Here is a 17,592-nt window from a genome sequence, read left to right on the forward strand (position 1 = left end):
ACGATTGGAAGTAGGCGTCACAAGCGTCTCGAGGGTTCGAATCCCTCTCTCTCCGCCAGAATGATTATTTTCTCTCTGTATCCAATAAAATCATTGTTGAATCATCAAATACATGTTAGTATAGCATATAATGCATATTACCATGGCCCGTTGGTCAAGGGGTTAAGACACCTCCCTTTCACGGAGGTAACAGGGGTTCGAATCCCCTACGGGTCATTATTTATGGAGACTTAGCTCAGCTGGGAGAGCATCTGCCTTACAAGCAGAGGGTCGGGGGTTCGATCCCCTCAGTCTCCACCATAGATACTTTTTGCATGATGACGCGGGGTGGAGCAGTCCGGTAGCTCGTCGGGCTCATAACCCGAAGGTCACAGGTTCAAATCCTGTCCCCGCAATAGTTTTGGAACCGTGGTGTAGGGGTTAACATGCCTGCCTGTCACGCAGGAGATCGCGGGTTCAAATCCCGTCGGTTCCGCCATTTTTTTCTTGGGTATTCATCAGTGAATTAACCAGAGAAATAAAGCTGATAATCAATTGGATTATCAAGTTAATGCAGTATGTAGATGTACAAGATTTTTTGCGGACGTGGCTCAGCGGTAGAGCATCGCCTTGCCAAGGCGAGGGTCGCGGGTTCGATTCCCGTCGTCCGCTCCATTTATGCGCCCTTAGCTCAGCTGGATAGAGCGTTTGACTACGAATCAAAAGGTCAGGAGTTCGAATCTCTTAGGGCGCGCCATTTATCATTTTGAAAGACCACATATTTGCCGGTGTGGCGGAATTGGCAGACGCGCGCGACTCAAAATCGTGAGGGAAACCGTGGGGGTTCGAGTCCCTTCACCGGCATATCATCGGGATGTAGCTCAGCTTGGTAGAGCACCTGGTTTGGGACCAGGGGGTCGCATGTTCAAATCGTGTCATCCCGATATGCAAAAGCATCACTCTTATAGAGTGGTGCTTTTTTATTTTATCGTAGTATTTACTAAGGTTTACGGAAATTTCTCCTTTATTAATTTGGTGATTTACTGGTATTGATTTTTATTAGTTTGTTAAGCTGATTTTATTACCGAATTTATTTAAAAGTTCCGTAGCCTGAGTAAACTTGTTTTTGCTATAATAAAAAAATGATACATATGTTCGCCTATTTGGCTTATCATATAGTATGATGGACGGAAGAGAACGATTTAATTAGCATGTATTGATTGGATATTTTCATGGACATTTTGCTGGAAAGTAAATGAAGGCATAGTAAACAAGGGCACAGTCCCCATGGAAATGAAGACATAGTGAATCGCTGATTACTATGCCGCTGAAGTGTAGCCTATCAGATGATTCGGATATGCACTCAGAGAGTTTGTTACGAATAAAGATTTGCAAATTATAGATCGTTAGAATGCAGAATAAGGGAGAGATAAGTTTGCGTATTTTGGGGATTGACCCGGGGATCGCGATTGTCGGGTTTGGGTTTATTGATAAAAACGGGAGCAAACTGACACCGGTTCAATATGGGTGTATTCAGACTGAGGCTCATACACCGGATGAAGAACGGCTAGTGCATGTATATGAAGCTATGATACAGTTGATCGACAAGTATGAGCCGGACGCTGTTGCTTTTGAAAAGCTGTTTTTTAGTCGGAATGTGACTACAGCAATGTCTGTCAGTCAAGCACGGGGCGTCTCCATATTGGCGGCTGCACAGCGTGGACTGCCTATCGGAGAATATACACCGATGCAGGTCAAACAGGCTATTGTTGGCTACGGTAAAGCAGAAAAAAGACAAGTGCAGGAGATGGTACGAATGTTTTTGAACCTGCAAAAAGTTCCAAAGCCGGATGATGTTGCGGATGCACTGGCTGTTGCCGTGTGTCATGCCCATTCCTATGTATTGAATTCTAAATTAAATGAGGTACTCAAAAAATGATTGATTATTTGCGCGGGCCTCTGGTCCATCTCGAGAATGAATATATTGTAATGGATATTAATGGTATCGGGTATCGGGTATTTTGTCCGAATCCATTTGCCTGGGCCAAGCATACGGGAGAGATTACGGTCTACACTCATCATCATGTGCGCGAAGATGCTATACAGTTGTTTGGTTTTCCAAGTCGGGACGAACAGAAGCTGTTTCGTAAATTGATTGAAGTCTCGGGTATCGGTCCACGGGTAGCTCTTGGGATTCTGAGCGGTGGCACTCCGGAAGGTGTCATTACAGCCATTTACCAGGAGAATATTACTTTCCTGACCAAGCTGCCCGGCATTGGCAAGAAAACGGCTCAACGTATGATTCTGGACCTTAAGGACAAGCTGGATGGTATTGGCGACGGACTTATCGCTACAGGTTTATTTGCACAGGCAGAATCTCCATTGGCTGCTTCAGGAGATGTATGGCCGGAAGTTCGTGAAGGACTCAAAGCACTCGGCTACACAGAGACCGAGCTGGATCGTATATGGCAAACACTGAAGCATGAAGTATTCCCGGAAGATACAGCCGATTCCGTAATGAAACGTGCACTGAAAATGCTGTATACTGGATAACATAGCGAATTGGACTGGATATAATAATTGGGATAAATATACGCTTTAGAGATTGAGATACGAAATGTAATGAGAGGGGAGCGATAAAGATGACGGATGACCGCATTATATCGGCTAACTTGATGATGGAAGACCAAGCGGTGGAACTCAGTCTGCGTCCCCGTTACCTGGCAGAGTACATTGGTCAGAGCCGGGTAAAGGAAAACCTGAAAATTTATATTGAAGCGGCAAAGATGCGGGGTGAAGCACTGGATCATGTGCTGCTCTATGGTCCGCCAGGACTCGGTAAAACGACACTTGCCAACATTATTGCTAATGAACTGGGTGTTAACCTGCGTACGACCTCCGGACCGGCAATCGAGCGTCCGGGCGATCTGGCAGCACTGCTGACCAATCTGCAGGATGGAGATGTTCTGTTTATTGATGAGATTCATCGATTAAACCGATCGGTGGAAGAAGTATTGTATCCGGCGATGGAAGATTCTGCACTGGATATTATGATCGGAAAAGGACCCAGTGCGCGTTCGGTACGGCTGGATCTTCCGCCATTTACACTGATCGGGGCAACGACCAGAGCAGGCTTGCTGTCTGCGCCGCTGCGTGACCGATTTGGTGTAGTCAGCCGCTTGGAGTTCTACACGGTCGATGAGCTGACCTTTATCGTTAGCCGTGGGGCGGATATTTTGGGAATAGAAATTCTGGGAGATGCTGCCGAAGAGATTGCTCTGCGGGGAAGAGGAACACCGCGGATTGCGAACCGGCTGCTCAAACGGGTAAGGGATTATGCACAGGTACGTGGCGATGGGATCATTACGCCGGAGATTGCTGCGGAATCGCTCGATATGTTGCAGGTGGATCCATGCGGACTGGATCAAATTGACCACAAAATGCTGGAAGCGATGATTCACAGCTTCCGCGGTGGACCGGTGGGACTTGATACGATTGCAGCCACGATCGGAGAAGAAGGCCAGACGATTGAAGATGTGTACGAGCCGTATCTGCTGCAGCTCGGATTTTTGCAGCGTACTCCGCGTGGTCGTGTCGTTACACCAAAAGCTTACAGTCATCTGGGTATACCCATGCCGGAAGACTTGAAGGGTAAATAAACAAAAGTCATGTTATAATAGAGGCTCTGATATGTAGATAGAATCTCTGAATAGCGCCAAGCCTGTTATTTATAGAGTGTTATCTTCTATAAATGACAGGTTTTTTATTTTGTTTGTATTTGTATTTATATTCGTATTTGTGTAAGTAGTGGATAGTTGTGCTGCAGGTATAAATTTGTATCATCCATGTATATGGTATCGTTAATATGTGTGTGGTCGTTCCGGTAGTCAATGGAGTGATTTTATAGTGTTGGATATCTATGTTCTGTAGGAGTCTGTACTTTTGGAATAGACTTGTATAAGGATTTGAAAATAGTTATTTAATCGTTTGGACCGGGCAGCAAGTCATTTATGCTGTTCCTGCGTATAATGAGTAGTGAGTAGTGAGTAGTGAGTAGTGAGTAGTGAGTAGTGAGTAGTGAGTAGTGAGTAGTGAGTAGTGAGTAGTGAGTAGTGAGTAGTGAGTAGTGAGTAGTGAGTAGTGAGTAGTGAGTAGTGAGTAGTCGGTAATGGACCTTGAGATCGTTGTGCGCTAATATATATTGGATTATTTGCTGACCAGCTTGGTATCTATAAAGTCAATTGATGGATCAGCCAAGATACTCAATATGTTATGAATTTCAATTGACGTGTTATAGGGTGCAGTCGATATCTCATAAAAGTTAGTCAATGCACGATGAAATGTGAATGGTGTATGAAGAGTCTGCTGAATGATCCATGAGGATCTTTTTGGAGCACAGGGAAAGGAAGATGACGATGGCAAAATTTGCAATATTGCAGAGACGATCTCAGGAGGAGCCGATCAGGAGTAATCACAGTCATCCAGATGGTCAACTGGATATGCATAGCTTGGCGCAAGGTCACTATCCGGTACAGGTTGATCATGATTCTGATTGTACACAGGAACGATTAGAAGTACAGTCTTGTGCCGCCTCAGAACCCTGTAGACGGCATGCCAAAATGGCAAACCAGCACAAGTACAGCCGCAGTTACGGTTCGGCGCTGCGCAAAATGGCTGTACGTACAGCAGGCGTACTTGCGCTCGCAGCAGTGCTTATAATCGGCTATGCGGCACCTTCTTATGCAGCAGGAGCAGCAGATGATGAGATACGGGTCGGGATATTTTTTAATGGTGGCAGTACGTATACCTCCATCGTGCCCGTCGTGAATGTGAAATCTGCAAGCGATCTGGAACTGGGGGAGATGAACGGCAAGACGTTTGATTCCTGGCTGACGATCGGGAAGCAGGCAAGCTTTGGCATTGATGGGTATCGGGTCAAAGTACTGGAGACTTCCGATTTCTCCACTGCAGCAGCAGGGATCAAACTGCTGCAGCCTACAAGCGACAAACCGATCGTATTTACTTCTTCCAAAAACGGCAGTACGGTCTATCAGCTGTACACCGGCATGTATGCTACCGAAGCGAATGCTGCCACGGCAGCTTCCCGTGTAAGTTCAACGGTACGTTCCCTGCTGAGCGGTCAGACGCCCTCTGTCAAAGGCAGTATGCATCTGTCTGCTGGCAGTTATGGGAGTGAAGCTCAGGCACAATCGGCATTGGCTGCTGCACAAAATGCCGGGCTGGATGCGTTTATCGCCCTCACGCACAGCAGTGGACAGCTTACTTATAATGTATGGGTAGGCGAGGAGGCGAACAGTGCCGGTCTTGGCGCTGTAAAGGCTGCTGCGGCGGCAGTACTGCCTGATGTGTCTTTGACAACCGTAAGCAGCACCGAGTCGGCTCTGATCATCCGGCAAAATGTAACTTCAAGCATTACGAGTCCTTCCCCGGTCGATCATTATATCGTAAGCGGCAGTAAAGCGGTGATACGACTCAAAGGAAGCGATGCCGGCACCCAGGTCACCGAACGTTCTGCCCGTTCTTACCGCGGCGACTTTGAAATTAGTAATTATAACGGACAGCTCGCCTGGATCAATGTACTGCCGATGGAAGATTATCTCTATTCTGTCGTAGGGGGCGAGGTATCTGCTTCCTGGCCTGCAGAAGCGCTCAAAGCACAGGCTGTGGCAGCACGCAGTTATGCTCGCTCCCAGGAAGGCACATCACGGTTTAAAATAGCGGATGTGGTCGATGGCACGCTCAGCCAGGCATATAATGGAGTCAGTGCAGAGGACAAGCGTATTATCAAAGCGGTGGATGATACGGCCGGCGAACTGGTCATGAAAAATAATAAGGTGCTGGAGACCATTTTCTCCGCCAATGCCGGCGGGATGAGCGCCGATAATTCGGAAGTATGGAAAGGCAGCGGAGATGCCTATGTCAGCGTCATATCTGATGGGGATGCAGCCGCACAGGCCAATCTCAAAAAATGGTATCATGTACTGCTGAATAACGGTGATTCCGGTTATATCCGGGAAGATAACGCCAAGCTTGCAGGCAAGCAGACCGAGGCTGGATTGGATTACATGACGGTGACTGCCAAAAACACCAATGTACGCGAACTGCCGGTCGTACAAAACAGCGTCAAAGCGGTCGCCCAGCTGAATCCGGGAGATCAGGCGGTTGTGCTGGAAATCGTACCGGAATCCAACAGCTATGAATGGATTCGTGGTCCGTATACATCTGCCCAGCTGTTGTCTGCCCTGAAAGGTAAAACAGCATCCAGTCTGCCATCTACGATTACTTCCATTCAGGTCAGCGAACGCGGCCCATCCGGGCGTGTGACGGAGATTAAGGTCAATGGAAGCGTCGTGAATGTGAAGTATCCGGATATGTTCCGCTCGGCACTGAATGGTCTGCCAAGTACATTATTCGATGTGGTGCATACCGAGAAATATACGGTAATCGGCGCCGGCAGCAGTCAGAATGAATTGCCTGCAGCAGGAGTAGTCATTCTGGGAGCCTCGGGACAGGGTAAAGGCACTTCATCCACCGTCATTATGAACGGTGACGGAAACGCTCGTGTCACCGAGCCGGGAGGCTTTCTGTTCACCGGACGCGGTAATGGCCATGGACTGGGGCTGTCGCAATGGGGTGCCAAAGGCATGGCTGACAAGGGTTTTGGTTATAAAGAAATTTTACAGCATTATTATAAAGGTGCAGTAATTACGAAAGGATAAATGAAGATGAAAGTGGATATGTATGATTTTGACCTGCCGGAGCATTTGATTGCGCAGGTACCTCTCAAAGAGCGGACAGCTTCCCGTCTGTTGACGCTGAATAAAGTAACCGGTGAAGTGCAGCATGAGCATTTTGCTGATATTATTAACTATTTCAATGAGGGAGATACATTGATTCTGAACGATACACGGGTAATCCCGGCGCGTCTGTTCGGAACCAAAAAGGATACCGGAGCCAAAGCAGAGGTTTTGCTGCTGACCCAGCTGGAAGGTGACCGCTGGGAAGCGCTCGTCAAGCCGGGCAAAAAGATCAAAACCGGCGCGGTCATTCATTTCAGTGATGAACTGGAAGCGGTGATTGAAGAAGAAGGCGATATGGGGATGCGCGTGTTATCCTTCCGGTATGAAGGAATTTTCCAGGAGATTCTGGACCGTCTGGGAGAAATGCCGCTGCCTCCTTATATCAAGGAAACGCTGGACGATCGTGAACGTTATCAGACGGTATATGCCAAAAATGAAGGTTCTGCAGCTGCACCTACAGCCGGTCTTCATTTCACGACAGAACTGCTGGATCAGATCCGGGCAAAAGGGGTACAGATCGGCTTTGTGACGCTGCATGTCGGTCTCGGAACATTCCGTCCGATGAGTGCAGAGACAGTCGAAGAGCATGTGATGCATGAAGAGTATTACTCTCTGCCTGCCGAGACGGCGAAGCTGCTGAACGAGACCAAAGCTCGCGGCGGCCGGGTGATTGCGGTAGGTACCACTTCAGCGCGTACGCTGGAGACGGTGGCACGTGATTTTCAGGATCGTCCGCTGGAAGCTGCAAGCGGATGGACACAGATCTTTATTTATCCGGGGCATACTTTTGGTCTGGTGGATGCGATGATTACCAATTTCCATTTGCCGAAATCCACGCTGGTCATGCTCGTAAGTGCGCTTGCCGGACGAGAGCATATTATGGCTGCCTACCAGGCGGCGATTGAACAGGAATACCGATTCTTCAGCTTTGGGGATGCAATGTTCATTTATTAATGAATGAACGATTGTAAATAATAAATATATCAGTACGAACATATATTGTGCTTAATAGGGTTGCTCCGTTATAATTAAATGTCGGTTGATCGCAGGACCGGTACTGCCGGTCCTATCTGCTTTGCCTATTAAATCACCAGAAGGATGAGAATAAATATTATGTCTGGACCTATAACGTACGAACATATCAAAACCTGTAAACAGTCAGGAGCCCGGCTTGGACGGGTTCATACTCCGCATGGTGTGATTGAGACACCTGCTTTTATGCCTGTAGGCACCCAGGCGACCGTAAAAACGATGAGCCCGGAAGAGCTCAAGGAAATGGATGCGCATATCATTCTCAGCAACACGTACCATCTGTTTCTGCGTCCCGGCCATGATCTGATCAAGGAAGCAGGCGGACTGCACAAGTTCATGAACTGGGATCGTCCGATTCTGACAGACAGCGGCGGCTTTCAGGTATTCAGTCTTAGTGAAATGCGCAAAATTACTGAGGAGGGCGTTCATTTCCGCTCGCATCTGAACGGGGATAAGCTGTTCCTGTCACCTGAAGTGGCTATGGAGATTCAAAATGCACTCGGTTCCGATATTATGATGGCATTTGATGAATGTCCGCCCTATCCGGCAGAGTATGACTATGTGAAGAAGTCGCTTGAACGCACGACCCGCTGGGCCGAGCGCTGCCTGAATAGTCATGCCCGTCCACAGGATCAGGGACTGTTCGCGATTGTGCAGGGCGGTATGCATGAAGACCTGCGCCGTCAGAGCGCACTTGATTTGACTTCGATGGATTTCCCGGGGTATGCTATTGGTGGACTGAGTGTTGGGGAGCCCAAGCATTTAATGTATGAAGCTCTGGAATACACAATGCCATTTTTGCCGGGTAACAAGCCTCGTTATCTGATGGGCGTCGGTTCACCCGATGCACTGATCGAGGGCTCTATTCGTGGTGTGGATATGTTCGACTGTGTACTTCCTACACGAATTGCGCGTAATGGTACCACAATGACCAGTGAAGGCCGTGTTGTTGTACGTAATGCCAAGTATGCCAGAGACTTTGGACCGCTTGATCCCAATTGCGACTGCTACACCTGCCGTAATTATTCACGCGCGTATTTGCGTCATCTGATCAAAGCGGACGAGACTTTTGGTCTGCGACTGACTACGTATCACAATCTGCACTTCCTGCTTAACCTGATGAAAAATGTACGCCAGGCGATCATGGATGACCGTCTGCTTGATTTCCGTGATGAATTCTTCACGCAATATGGACTGCATGATAATGATAAAGGCTTCTAAGCCGATCTTTACATCATAAAGAACATCGGATGATGCACCGGATAATCGCTGTATATTTGGCCGATCAACAAACGGAAACACTTCGGGAACCGGAATTCCGGTCCCCGGTTTATATCAAAAAGGGGGCAATACCATGTTTAATGTAGCAGCAGCCGCTGGTGGCGGTACCGGAATTTTGGGAGCTATCGTTCCATTTGTATTGATGTTTGTTGTATTCTATTTCCTGCTGATTCGTCCTCAGCAAAAGAAACAAAAGCAGCGCAACCTGATGCTGAACACACTCGGCAAAGGCGACAAAGTGGTAACTATCGGTGGTCTGCACGGTACGATCACTGAAATCACAGACGATATTGTTGTACTTCGTGTAAACGATGTCACCAAGCTGACATTTGATCGTTCGGCAATCAGCCATGCGACAGCCAAAGACACAGCTCCAGCTGCCAAAGTCTAAGGATATCCGGTTGATTTCGGAACCGATTCATCTATAGTGTAGTCATAAGAAGCGGACCTGCCTGCAGGTCTGCTTTTTTTATGGCTGCTGCTGTCAATTAGGCTTTGCTATCCCGAATAAAATTCATTATCATAGGGAATTGAACTGAGCCTGTACAGAAATCTTTTTATATAAGAGCTTGGACTGGATAAAGGAACGAAGAAAGGATGTGTCTTGTGCAAATACCAGAAATGCTGACATGGCAGCCAACGGCGGCTATTGTCATTTTTCTAATCATATATGCGATATGGATGACGGATCAGCTGAATCGGGCGATGATTGCGGTGATTGGAGCGGTGCTGTTCCTGCTGCTCGGTCTGGTTCAATGGAAAAATGCCTATACAATGCACATCAACTGGGATACACTCCTGCTCTGGATGAGTATGCTGGTGATTGCAGGTGTGATCAGCCGCAGCGGTCTTGTTCATTATGCCGCCGTCCACAGTCTGAAGTGGACACGCAGCAATCCACTGGCGATTTTTATTGTTCTGATGCTGTGGACGGCTCTGGGAGCGGCGCTGTTGGATCATATCACCATCATTATCCTGATGGTACCGCTGATCTTGACGATAACCAATCTTTTGAAGATGCATCCGGCTTCTTTTCTGATTGCAGCAGTAATTACAAGCAATATTGGCGGCACGGCAACTCTGATCGGCAATCCGGCCAATATCTGGATCGGTACGGCCAATCCACAGCTGACATTCGTGTCCTTTGTGACTGTGCTGGGACCTCTCATGCTGCTTTTGCTGGCAGTAAATCTGCTGCTGATCGTGCTGTTGTACTGGAAAAGCTTTCGAACTGCCTGGCATACGGGAAGCACAATAAAACTGGAACAGAAAATGAAGAGTTCCATTGAGAATCGCAAACTCGCTTTTGTCGTCTTGATGGTCTTTGTACTCGTGATTGCAGGCTTGATTATCGGATCATGGCTGGATATGCGGTTATCCCTGGTTGCAGCCGCCGGAGCGGTTCTTATGCTGCTGGCTGCCATCTCGCTTGGGGCAAAGCCATTGTCGGTGCTACGTCATCTGGAATGGGATACACTGTTGTTTTTTGCAGGCTTGTTTGTTCTGGCGGGCGGATTGGTGGAGACTGGCTGGATTCAGGTCGGGGCACGTTATCTGATCGAGCTGACGAACGGCAGTATGTCCTGGATTGCACTGATTCTGCTATGGATAACTGGTCTGCTGTCTGCAGTGATGGATCATATGCCATGGATTGCAGTCATGATTCCAATGGTTCAGGAGACGGCTATGCAAATGGATGCTTCTACACCGGCAGTCATTAACCCACTATGGTGGGCACTATCGATCGGTGCAGGCGTGGGAGGCAGTGGTACACTGCTGGGCTCTGCTGCAGGCTTGATCGCTGCCTCAATGGCAGATCGTCGTCAGCAGCGCCTGGGCTATCTGGAATTTCTGCGAGTGGGTCTGCCGCTGACACTGATTTCGTTAGGGATTGCGTCATGGTATCTGTATGCCATTTTGCTGTAACCAGAAATTTCCTCATTATTATGTGTATTATACTAGGCGGCTGGCAGGAATTAGGGTACAGTTGAAGAATGTGTAACCTGTACAGTTCATAAGACTGAATGACAGCAGTCCAATATGAATAAGCGATAAGCAACGGGAAGGTAGCTGGTGGACATGGAAGAATTAAGCAATGCGGAATTGACGGAACTGATTGACTCGCTCTGCCAGAGCAAAATAGAAGAATTCGCGATGCTGGGGTATGAGCAGCTGACCTCGGATGAACTCTGGGACTGCCTGAACAACAAGTATGAAAAGCAGGGCATGCCCCGTCTGCATGAGCTGGTCAATGACATTTTGTCGATGAAACCGAATCAGCTGATGCATTATTTGACGATGTCTTCCTATAAGAAAATGGAGAGTGCGGATACCCAAGAATTCAAGCCTCCATTTCTCGGATAATGCTGTGTCAGGAAATATGGTATTGCGCATATTGCCTGACAGATGGTAAGGTTTGTTCGCAGGCAGATTGTATGAACCCATTGGACCAAGGATAAGCTGGGCCGGTGTTTGACGGGCATCAGCTTGTTTGTTTTGCCGACCACTGGTAAATTGACTGTCATTTGCCGCATCGCTATAATAGGAATATTGAGAATGAAAGGGGAACCACATACGGGATGAAAAGAATCATCAGCTTCGTAGTCGTCATACTTGTCGTGACCGGTATTATCGGCGCCACGACCCCGCTATTTAAAGACATCCGTCTGGGATTGGATCTTAAAGGCGGTTTCGAAATCTTGTATCAGGCTACGCCAACCACGCAGGGGGAAGCAGTCACCAGAGAATCTCTGACACAGACTGCAAGAAGTTTGGAACAGCGTGCCAATGCCCTTGGTACAAGTGAGCCGGAAATCACAACAGAGGGTACGGATCGTATTCGTCTGAGAATCGCCGGTGTTACGGATGAAGCTACTGTCCGTCAGACCATGAAAGAACCGGCTGAACTGACATTCCGCAGTATGGATGGATGTTCAACGGACGCTTCGCAGAATGCCGGAAGTGCGCCTGCGCAAAAACAAGGCCAGGACGCTAGCAAATCCAAAGCTGCAGAGGATACCAAAGCTGCAGACAAAACGAGTAGTACCGATAGCAAATCCTCGGATGCCAATGCAGTATCCGCACAAACCGAAGGATTGCCGCAGGGAGTGACGGTCACTCCTGACACTGGAGCCGGTACGACGGCTACAGAAAATACTTATGCCAATGAAGACCCGACCAAAATCTACTGTAAAGTGGAATTGACGGGTGATGACTTCAAGGAAAACGGCGCATCTGTGGTGTATAACTCACTGCAGCAGCCTGAAATCACCATTGAAGTGAAAGATGCCAAGAAATTCGGCGAAATTACCAAACGTCTGATCAATCAGCCGCTGGGCATTTTCCTGAATGGTCAACTGCTGTCCGCACCAACAGTAAGAGCTGAACTTACAGATGGTAAAGCCAGCATTTCCGGCAGCTATACGGTGGAGGAAGCACAGCAGCTTAAAGACCAGATCAATCTGGGCGCACTGCCGCTAAAACTGACCGAAATCTATTCACAGAGTGTAGGAGCTTCGCTCGGTCAACAGTCGCTTAACGAGACAGTAAAAGCCGGAGTAGTAGCTTCCATCATCATTCTGATATTTATGATTCTGGTATATCGTATTCCCGGTCTGATCGCCGGATTCAGTATCCTTACTTATGTATGGCTGACTCTTATGATCTTTATCGCTGGCGACTTCACCCTGACCCTTCCGGGTATCGCAGCCTTTATTCTCGGGGTGGGTATGGCAGTCGATGCAAATATCATTACCTATGAGCGAATCAAGGATGAGATTCGTAACGGCAAGAGCATTCCATCCGCATTCAAAGCAGGTAGCAGAAGCTCACTCAGCACGATTATGGATGCGAACGTAACAACGATTATTGCAGCTGCAGTAATGTTTGCACTGGGTACGGGTGCTGTAAGAGGTTTTGCACTGGTACTGATTTTCAACATTCTGGTAAGTATAATCACGAACGTGTTCTTCTCCCGCTTTTTGCTGTCCCTGCTCGTTAAAGGGAAACTGGTTAACAAACCGGAGTATTTTGGCGTAAAGGAGAGTGAACGCAATGCGCTTTAAGTGGAATTATAACTTTGTTAAGTTGAGCCGGTATTTTTATACATTCTCTATTATCCTAACGATTGCCGGTATTATCTCTCTGGCAGTCGCGGGATTAAATTATGGCGTTGACTTCCGTTCCGGTTCCAATGTCGATGTGACATTGACCAAGACATTGACGGAAGAGCAGGTAAAGCCTGTAGTAGACAGCCTGAATCTCGGCAAGGATCCAAGTATCAATATCGGTGGAGACGGACGGATGTCCATTCGTTTTGAGACCGTACTGACCGATACACAGGAAAATCAACTGAAACAGGCATTCAACAAGCAGCTGGACAGCGGTGCTTCCTTTGAAGTCAATACCGTTGACCCAACGATTGCCAAAGAGCTGGAGCGTAACGCGCTGTGGGCAGTCCTGCTTGCCAGCCTTGGAATCATTATCTATGTAACGATCCGGTTTGAGTGGCGTTTTGCGGTAGCGGCGGTTGTAGCCCTGCTGCATGATGCATTCCTGGTTATCTCGATCTTCTCCATTTTCCGTCTGGAAGTGGATCTGACCTTTATCACTGCTGTACTGACGATTATCGGTTATTCCCTGAATGATACGATCGTTATCTTTGACCGTATCCGGGAAAACCTGCGTTTCTCCAAACAAAAGAAACGTGGAGATATTGCCGATCTCGTAAACAAGAGTATCTCTCAGACGATGACACGCTCCCTGAATACGGTACTGACTGTATTCATTGCCTGTCTGCTGTTGTTCATCCTGGGTAGTGAGTCCATCCGCATGTTCTCGCTGGCTATGATGATCGGTCTTGCTTTCGGAGCGTATTCTTCGATCTTTATCGCAAGCCCGCTGTGGTTGGTACTCAAAAACAGACAGAAACCAAAAGCGAAAGCACCGTCAAAGACGACGGCCTAACATCGCAAGCTAGCCTGCCTGAAGCCGCGTCCTGGTCCTCATACCGACGCGGCTTCATCTTGTCTTAGGAGGAAGTATGGTGAGAAATAACGATATCCGTCAGCAGGAAAAGGTATTCTGGACCTCCATACTGGCCGGGTTGATACTGGCTGTCGTCAAAGCAGTCACCGCTTATGCGGCCAGCAACAAGGCACTGATGGGAGATGCGCTCTATACCGCCTCCAGTGCGGTCAGCAGTCTGGCCGAACGTCTGTCCAAAAACCACCAGCGTGCAAAGCGGCGCAGGGAACAAGGAGATCAGACGGCGGTTAAGGAACGTCGTAACAAAGCGGCATTTCCGTTTACCAGCCTGCTGCTAACCGTTTTGCTGCTGCTCGGCGGTCTGGAGATTGCCATTTCGGCAGTCCGTGATCTGATGTCGGAGACGATGCCTGATCCCAAGCCGTACGCAATTGTGATTGTCTTTCTCGCGATGGCGGTGAATGAAGCGCTGTTTCGCTATCGGTACCGATATGCCAAAAAGCAGAGAACATCCAGACTCGTCGAAGAGATCGATATGCACCGTTACTCGCTGTATTCCTCCATTCTCGTACTGGCAGGTATGCTCGGTACGATTGCCGCACTGGAATTGCAGATCGATAAGCTGTATTATGTAGAGCCGGTGTCTGCCATTCTGGTCTCGATCATTCTCTGGCGTCAAGGGTATCGAATGGCCCGGCAGACGGTCTATGGATCGCTCGTCCAGGAAAGGGAGCGCGAGGATGCGGCTGATTTTATGGAGACGGTACAGCGTGTGCAGGGCGTGATTACGATTGAAGATCTAAAAGCCCAGGAGTACGGAGACGGGGTTCGTATTCATTTGAAAATAGGGGTTAATCCCCAGATCAGTGTACAGGCTGCAGCTGAAATTGCAGACTATGCCAAAAACCTGCTGCTAACCCGGTTTGCTCATGTGAGCAGTGTGGAGGTGCAGGTGCTGCCATATACCGGCGGTTACCCGTACAAGTCCAATTACGAATGGACACAGAGCCGGGACCGGTCCGGCGACGGCATGATTCATTAAGGAGGCACATCATGATTCATTCACAATATCACTGGAATATACATCATCCCGATCCGGCAGCTGCCCGGGAACTCAGTGCAAAGCTGGGCATCTCGCAGCTGACAGCATCGCTGCTGGCAGGCCGGGGTTATACGGGAGAGGCAGAGGCGGCAGAATTCCTGTCCGGCAGCCGCAGTCTATCCCACGATCCCTATTTGCTGGCCGGTATGAAAGAAGCGGCCCAGCGGATACGCCAGGCATTATCGGCGAACGAGAAAATATGGATCTATGGCGATTATGATGCGGACGGTGTATCCAGTACATCGCTAATGATTCAGCTGATGCGCCATATGCAGGCCGATTACGATATTTATATTCCACATCGTTCCAAGGAAGGATACGGACTGCATAATCATGCGATCGATCAGGCGCATCAGCAAGGCGTTACTTTGATCGTAACGGTGGATACAGGCATCAGTGCGGTATCCCAGATCGCCTATGCGGCAGAGCTGGGGATCGATGTGGTCGTAACGGACCACCATGAGCCGCCGGCAGAGCTGCCTGCAGCCTGCGCACTGGTGAATCCGAAGCTTCCGTACTGTCCTTACCCATTCAAGGGACTGGCGGGCGTAGGCGTAGCCTACAAGCTGGCACAAGCGCTGCTGGGCAAGGACCATGTCCCGGAAGAATGGCTGGAGATTGTCTCGATCGGCACGGTAGCCGACTTGATGCCCCTGGAAGACGAGAACCGGATGATGGTCCGTACCGGTGTAGAGCGAATGAAAAACAGTGCTTTTGCCGGTGTGCGGGCACTGATGAATATTGCAGCCATCGATCCGGCGCAAATGTCGGCTACCCATATCGCCTTTGCCATGGCACCACGCATCAATGCCAGTGGACGGATGGAACATGCCAAGCGAGCGGTAGAGCTGCTGACTACAACGAATCAGGCAGAGGCGGATCAGATATCCTTTGAGCTGGATCAGTTGAACAAAGAGCGTCAGGATCTGGTGAACCGGATGGTGCAGGAAGCGGTCGCCACGCTGGAAGCTGAGAAAGCCCGTAATAATGGGCAGATACCTCATGTTATCGTTGTAGCGGGTGAAGGCTGGAATCCCGGCGTCGTTGGAATTGTGGCGTCCAAGCTGCTGGATCGTTATTACCGGCCGACAATTGTACTGGGAACCGACCCGGAGACTGGCATGAGCAAAGGGTCTGCACGTTCGATTCCGGCTTACGACATTTATCAGGCGCTGCTGGATTGTGCGGATGTCATGGATCATTTTGGCGGTCATCCGTCGGCAGCAGGGATGAGCCTGCACCGGGATCAGCTGGAAGCTTTCCGCCAGCGTCTGAATGAACGGGCAGCCGGGATGCTTACCGAGGAAGACCTGACTCCCCAGACAGAGGCAGATAATGAGTGTACGCTGAATCAGCTGACTCTGAACGCGATTGAGGAGCTGGATCAGCTGGCACCATTTGGCATGTCCAATCCGCTGCCGCGCATTGTGCTGCGCGGAGTAACGGTGACCCAGGCCAAAGCGATCGGCAAGACGCAGGATCATCTGCGGCTGGTTGTGGAGCAGGATGGTACGATGATGGAAGGCGTCGCTTTTGGCAAAGGAGAGCTGGCCGAACTGCTGACCGAGGGCGATCGGATCGATCTGCTGGCAGAGACAAGCATCAATGAATGGCGCGGCAACCGCAAGCCGCAGCTGATGGTGCAGGATCTGGCTGTACCCGGTCTGCAGGTCTGGGACCGCCGCGGCTCCGGCCAATGGGAACAGAATCTGAAGGCACTGCGGCAAAAATGGTCCCGCTATATGGGCGTAGATACCGGTCAGCTGGGTGTACTGTGCAGCGCAGATCGGGTGGAAACTTTAAAAACCCAATTGTCGGATGTATCCCTTTGGGGTTATGATAGAAAAGTTGATATCGCAGCTTGCAATCATGTCTCCACACAGTATGGGGCAGAAGCTATACGCACATTATGTCTGTTATCATTACCGGCGCATATCGAGCAGCTGGATTCTATTTTCGAACGGTTTACTTCTCTTGAAAATATCGTCCTGCTTCATGATCGGCCGCAACAGCAGGAACGTCTGCAAATACCCGACCGGGACCGTTTTAAACTGATATACGGGTGGCTTGTCAAATCCAGCGAGACAATCGCGGAGGAAGCGAAGCTGATTCCCTATCTGAGTCAAAAAACCTCCAGCTCGGTGAGAATGGTACAGATGATGCTGGAAGTGTTCGAGGAACTGGAGTTTATTATCCGTCAGGATGGACGGGTGATGCTGAATAATGCTCCGGTAAGACGTCCGCTCGACAGCTCACAGCTGTACCGGGAACTTGGCGAACTGGCTGAAATGGAATATATGTTATGTGAAAGTGATCTGCCGCAATTAACTTCATGGATGATTTCCCGCATGCAAGGCGCATCATAACTGATATTTTTTTAGGAGGAGATTT

Annotated in this window: 13 protein-coding genes and 8 tRNA genes; all 21 read left to right on the forward strand. The window is 49.1% G+C overall.

Annotation, left to right across the window (positions count from 1 at the left end):
- Window positions 1–144 precede the first annotated feature (144 nt).
- The 21 genes from WH45_RS05350 (at window position 145) to recJ (ending at window position 17,567) form a co-directional block, all read left to right on the forward strand.
- Window positions 145–216: transfer RNA gene (locus tag WH45_RS05350), tRNA-Glu, on the forward strand.
- 8 nt (window positions 217–224) lie between these two features.
- A tRNA-Val gene (locus WH45_RS05355) sits at window positions 225–300 on the forward strand.
- Window positions 301–321: 21 nt separating this feature from the next.
- Window positions 322–395 (forward strand) — tRNA-Met (locus WH45_RS05360).
- Between the two features lie 7 nt (window positions 396–402).
- Window positions 403–478 (forward strand) — tRNA-Asp (locus WH45_RS05365).
- Window positions 479–579: 101 nt separating this feature from the next.
- Window positions 580–654, forward strand: a tRNA-Gly gene (locus tag WH45_RS05370).
- A 5-nt stretch (window positions 655–659) separates the two neighbouring features.
- Window positions 660–736, forward strand: a tRNA-Arg gene (locus WH45_RS05375).
- A gap of 27 nt (window positions 737–763) precedes the next feature.
- Window positions 764–843, forward strand: a tRNA-Leu gene (locus WH45_RS05380).
- Window positions 844–849: 6 nt separating this feature from the next.
- Window positions 850–923, forward strand: a tRNA-Pro gene (locus WH45_RS05385).
- A gap of 491 nt (window positions 924–1,414) precedes the next feature.
- A complete protein-coding gene (ruvC, locus tag WH45_RS05390; RefSeq protein WP_046213377.1) occupies window positions 1,415–1,918 on the forward strand; it encodes a crossover junction endodeoxyribonuclease RuvC in 504 nt (167 codons plus the stop codon).
- Entirely contained in the window at window positions 1,915–2,532 is a 618-nt protein-coding gene (gene ruvA / locus WH45_RS05395; protein ID WP_046213378.1) for a Holliday junction branch migration protein RuvA, read from the forward strand. Before ruvC ends, ruvA begins: the two co-directional genes overlap by 4 nt.
- 89 nt (window positions 2,533–2,621) lie before the next feature.
- Window positions 2,622–3,638: a Holliday junction branch migration DNA helicase RuvB gene (gene ruvB / locus WH45_RS05400; protein ID WP_046213379.1), complete on the forward strand. Its 1,017-nt coding sequence runs from the start codon at window positions 2,622–2,624 to the stop codon at window positions 3,636–3,638.
- Window positions 3,639–4,598: 960 nt separating this feature from the next.
- Complete coding sequence (locus WH45_RS05405; RefSeq protein ID WP_235338295.1) at window positions 4,599–6,719, forward strand: SpoIID/LytB domain-containing protein; 2,121 nt, start codon at window positions 4,599–4,601, stop codon at window positions 6,717–6,719.
- A 6-nt stretch (window positions 6,720–6,725) separates the two neighbouring features.
- On the forward strand, window positions 6,726–7,754 hold the full coding sequence (gene queA / locus WH45_RS05410; RefSeq protein ID WP_046213380.1) for a tRNA preQ1(34) S-adenosylmethionine ribosyltransferase-isomerase QueA: 1,029 nt from the start codon (window positions 6,726–6,728) through the stop codon (window positions 7,752–7,754).
- A 159-nt stretch (window positions 7,755–7,913) separates the two neighbouring features.
- The gene (gene tgt, locus WH45_RS05415) at window positions 7,914–9,053 is read left to right on the forward strand and encodes a tRNA guanosine(34) transglycosylase Tgt (protein WP_046213381.1); all 1,140 of its coding nucleotides are present in this window, start codon (window positions 7,914–7,916) and stop codon (window positions 9,051–9,053) included.
- Between the two features lie 133 nt (window positions 9,054–9,186).
- Complete coding sequence (yajC, locus tag WH45_RS05420) at window positions 9,187–9,504, forward strand: preprotein translocase subunit YajC (RefSeq protein ID WP_046213382.1); 318 nt, start codon at window positions 9,187–9,189, stop codon at window positions 9,502–9,504.
- A 215-nt stretch (window positions 9,505–9,719) separates the two neighbouring features.
- Window positions 9,720–11,039 (forward strand): ArsB/NhaD family transporter, encoded by a 1,320-nt coding sequence (locus WH45_RS05425; RefSeq protein ID WP_162198437.1) that lies wholly within the window; start codon window positions 9,720–9,722, stop codon window positions 11,037–11,039.
- 153 nt (window positions 11,040–11,192) lie between these two features.
- Complete coding sequence (locus WH45_RS05430; protein ID WP_324292918.1) at window positions 11,193–11,477, forward strand: post-transcriptional regulator; 285 nt, start codon at window positions 11,193–11,195, stop codon at window positions 11,475–11,477.
- A gap of 215 nt (window positions 11,478–11,692) precedes the next feature.
- Window positions 11,693–13,177, forward strand: a complete 1,485-nt coding sequence (gene secD, locus WH45_RS22755) for a protein translocase subunit SecD (RefSeq protein WP_052723628.1) — start codon at window positions 11,693–11,695, stop codon at window positions 13,175–13,177.
- On the forward strand, window positions 13,167–14,078 hold the full coding sequence (gene secF / locus WH45_RS22760; RefSeq protein WP_052723629.1) for a protein translocase subunit SecF: 912 nt from the start codon (window positions 13,167–13,169) through the stop codon (window positions 14,076–14,078). Before secD ends, secF begins: the two co-directional genes overlap by 11 nt.
- Before the next feature lie 76 nt (window positions 14,079–14,154).
- A complete protein-coding gene (locus WH45_RS05440) occupies window positions 14,155–15,141 on the forward strand; it encodes a cation diffusion facilitator family transporter (protein WP_046213385.1) in 987 nt (328 codons plus the stop codon).
- A gap of 11 nt (window positions 15,142–15,152) precedes the next feature.
- Window positions 15,153–17,567 (forward strand): single-stranded-DNA-specific exonuclease RecJ, encoded by a 2,415-nt coding sequence (gene recJ, locus WH45_RS05445; protein WP_046213386.1) that lies wholly within the window; start codon window positions 15,153–15,155, stop codon window positions 17,565–17,567.
- The last annotated feature ends 25 nt before the right edge of the window (window positions 17,568–17,592 follow it).

Origin of the sequence: Paenibacillus wulumuqiensis, assembly GCF_000971965.1 — a bacterium.
Taxonomy (GTDB): Bacteria; Bacillota; Bacilli; order Paenibacillales; family Paenibacillaceae; genus Saccharibacillus; species Saccharibacillus wulumuqiensis.

Bases quoted from the DNA above. Each gene is read 5' to 3' on its own strand.
- ruvA (WP_046213378.1), top strand. From the start codon at position 1,915: ATGATTGATTATTTGCGCGGGCCTCTGGTCCATCTCGAGAATGAATAT.
- ruvB (WP_046213379.1), top strand. From the start codon at position 2,622: ATGACGGATGACCGCATTATATCGGCTAACTTGATGATGGAAGACCAA.
- WH45_RS05405 (WP_235338295.1), top strand. From the start codon at position 4,599: ATGGCAAACCAGCACAAGTACAGCCGCAGTTACGGTTCGGCGCTGCGC.
- queA (WP_046213380.1), top strand. From the start codon at position 6,726: ATGAAAGTGGATATGTATGATTTTGACCTGCCGGAGCATTTGATTGCG.
- tgt (WP_046213381.1), top strand. From the start codon at position 7,914: ATGTCTGGACCTATAACGTACGAACATATCAAAACCTGTAAACAGTCA.
- yajC (WP_046213382.1), top strand. From the start codon at position 9,187: ATGTTTAATGTAGCAGCAGCCGCTGGTGGCGGTACCGGAATTTTGGGA.
- WH45_RS05430 (WP_324292918.1), top strand. From the start codon at position 11,193: ATGGAAGAATTAAGCAATGCGGAATTGACGGAACTGATTGACTCGCTC.
- secD (WP_052723628.1), top strand. From the start codon at position 11,693: ATGAAAAGAATCATCAGCTTCGTAGTCGTCATACTTGTCGTGACCGGT.
- secF (WP_052723629.1), top strand. From the start codon at position 13,167: ATGCGCTTTAAGTGGAATTATAACTTTGTTAAGTTGAGCCGGTATTTT.
- WH45_RS05440 (WP_046213385.1), top strand. From the start codon at position 14,155: ATGGTGAGAAATAACGATATCCGTCAGCAGGAAAAGGTATTCTGGACC.
- recJ (WP_046213386.1), top strand. From the start codon at position 15,153: ATGATTCATTCACAATATCACTGGAATATACATCATCCCGATCCGGCA.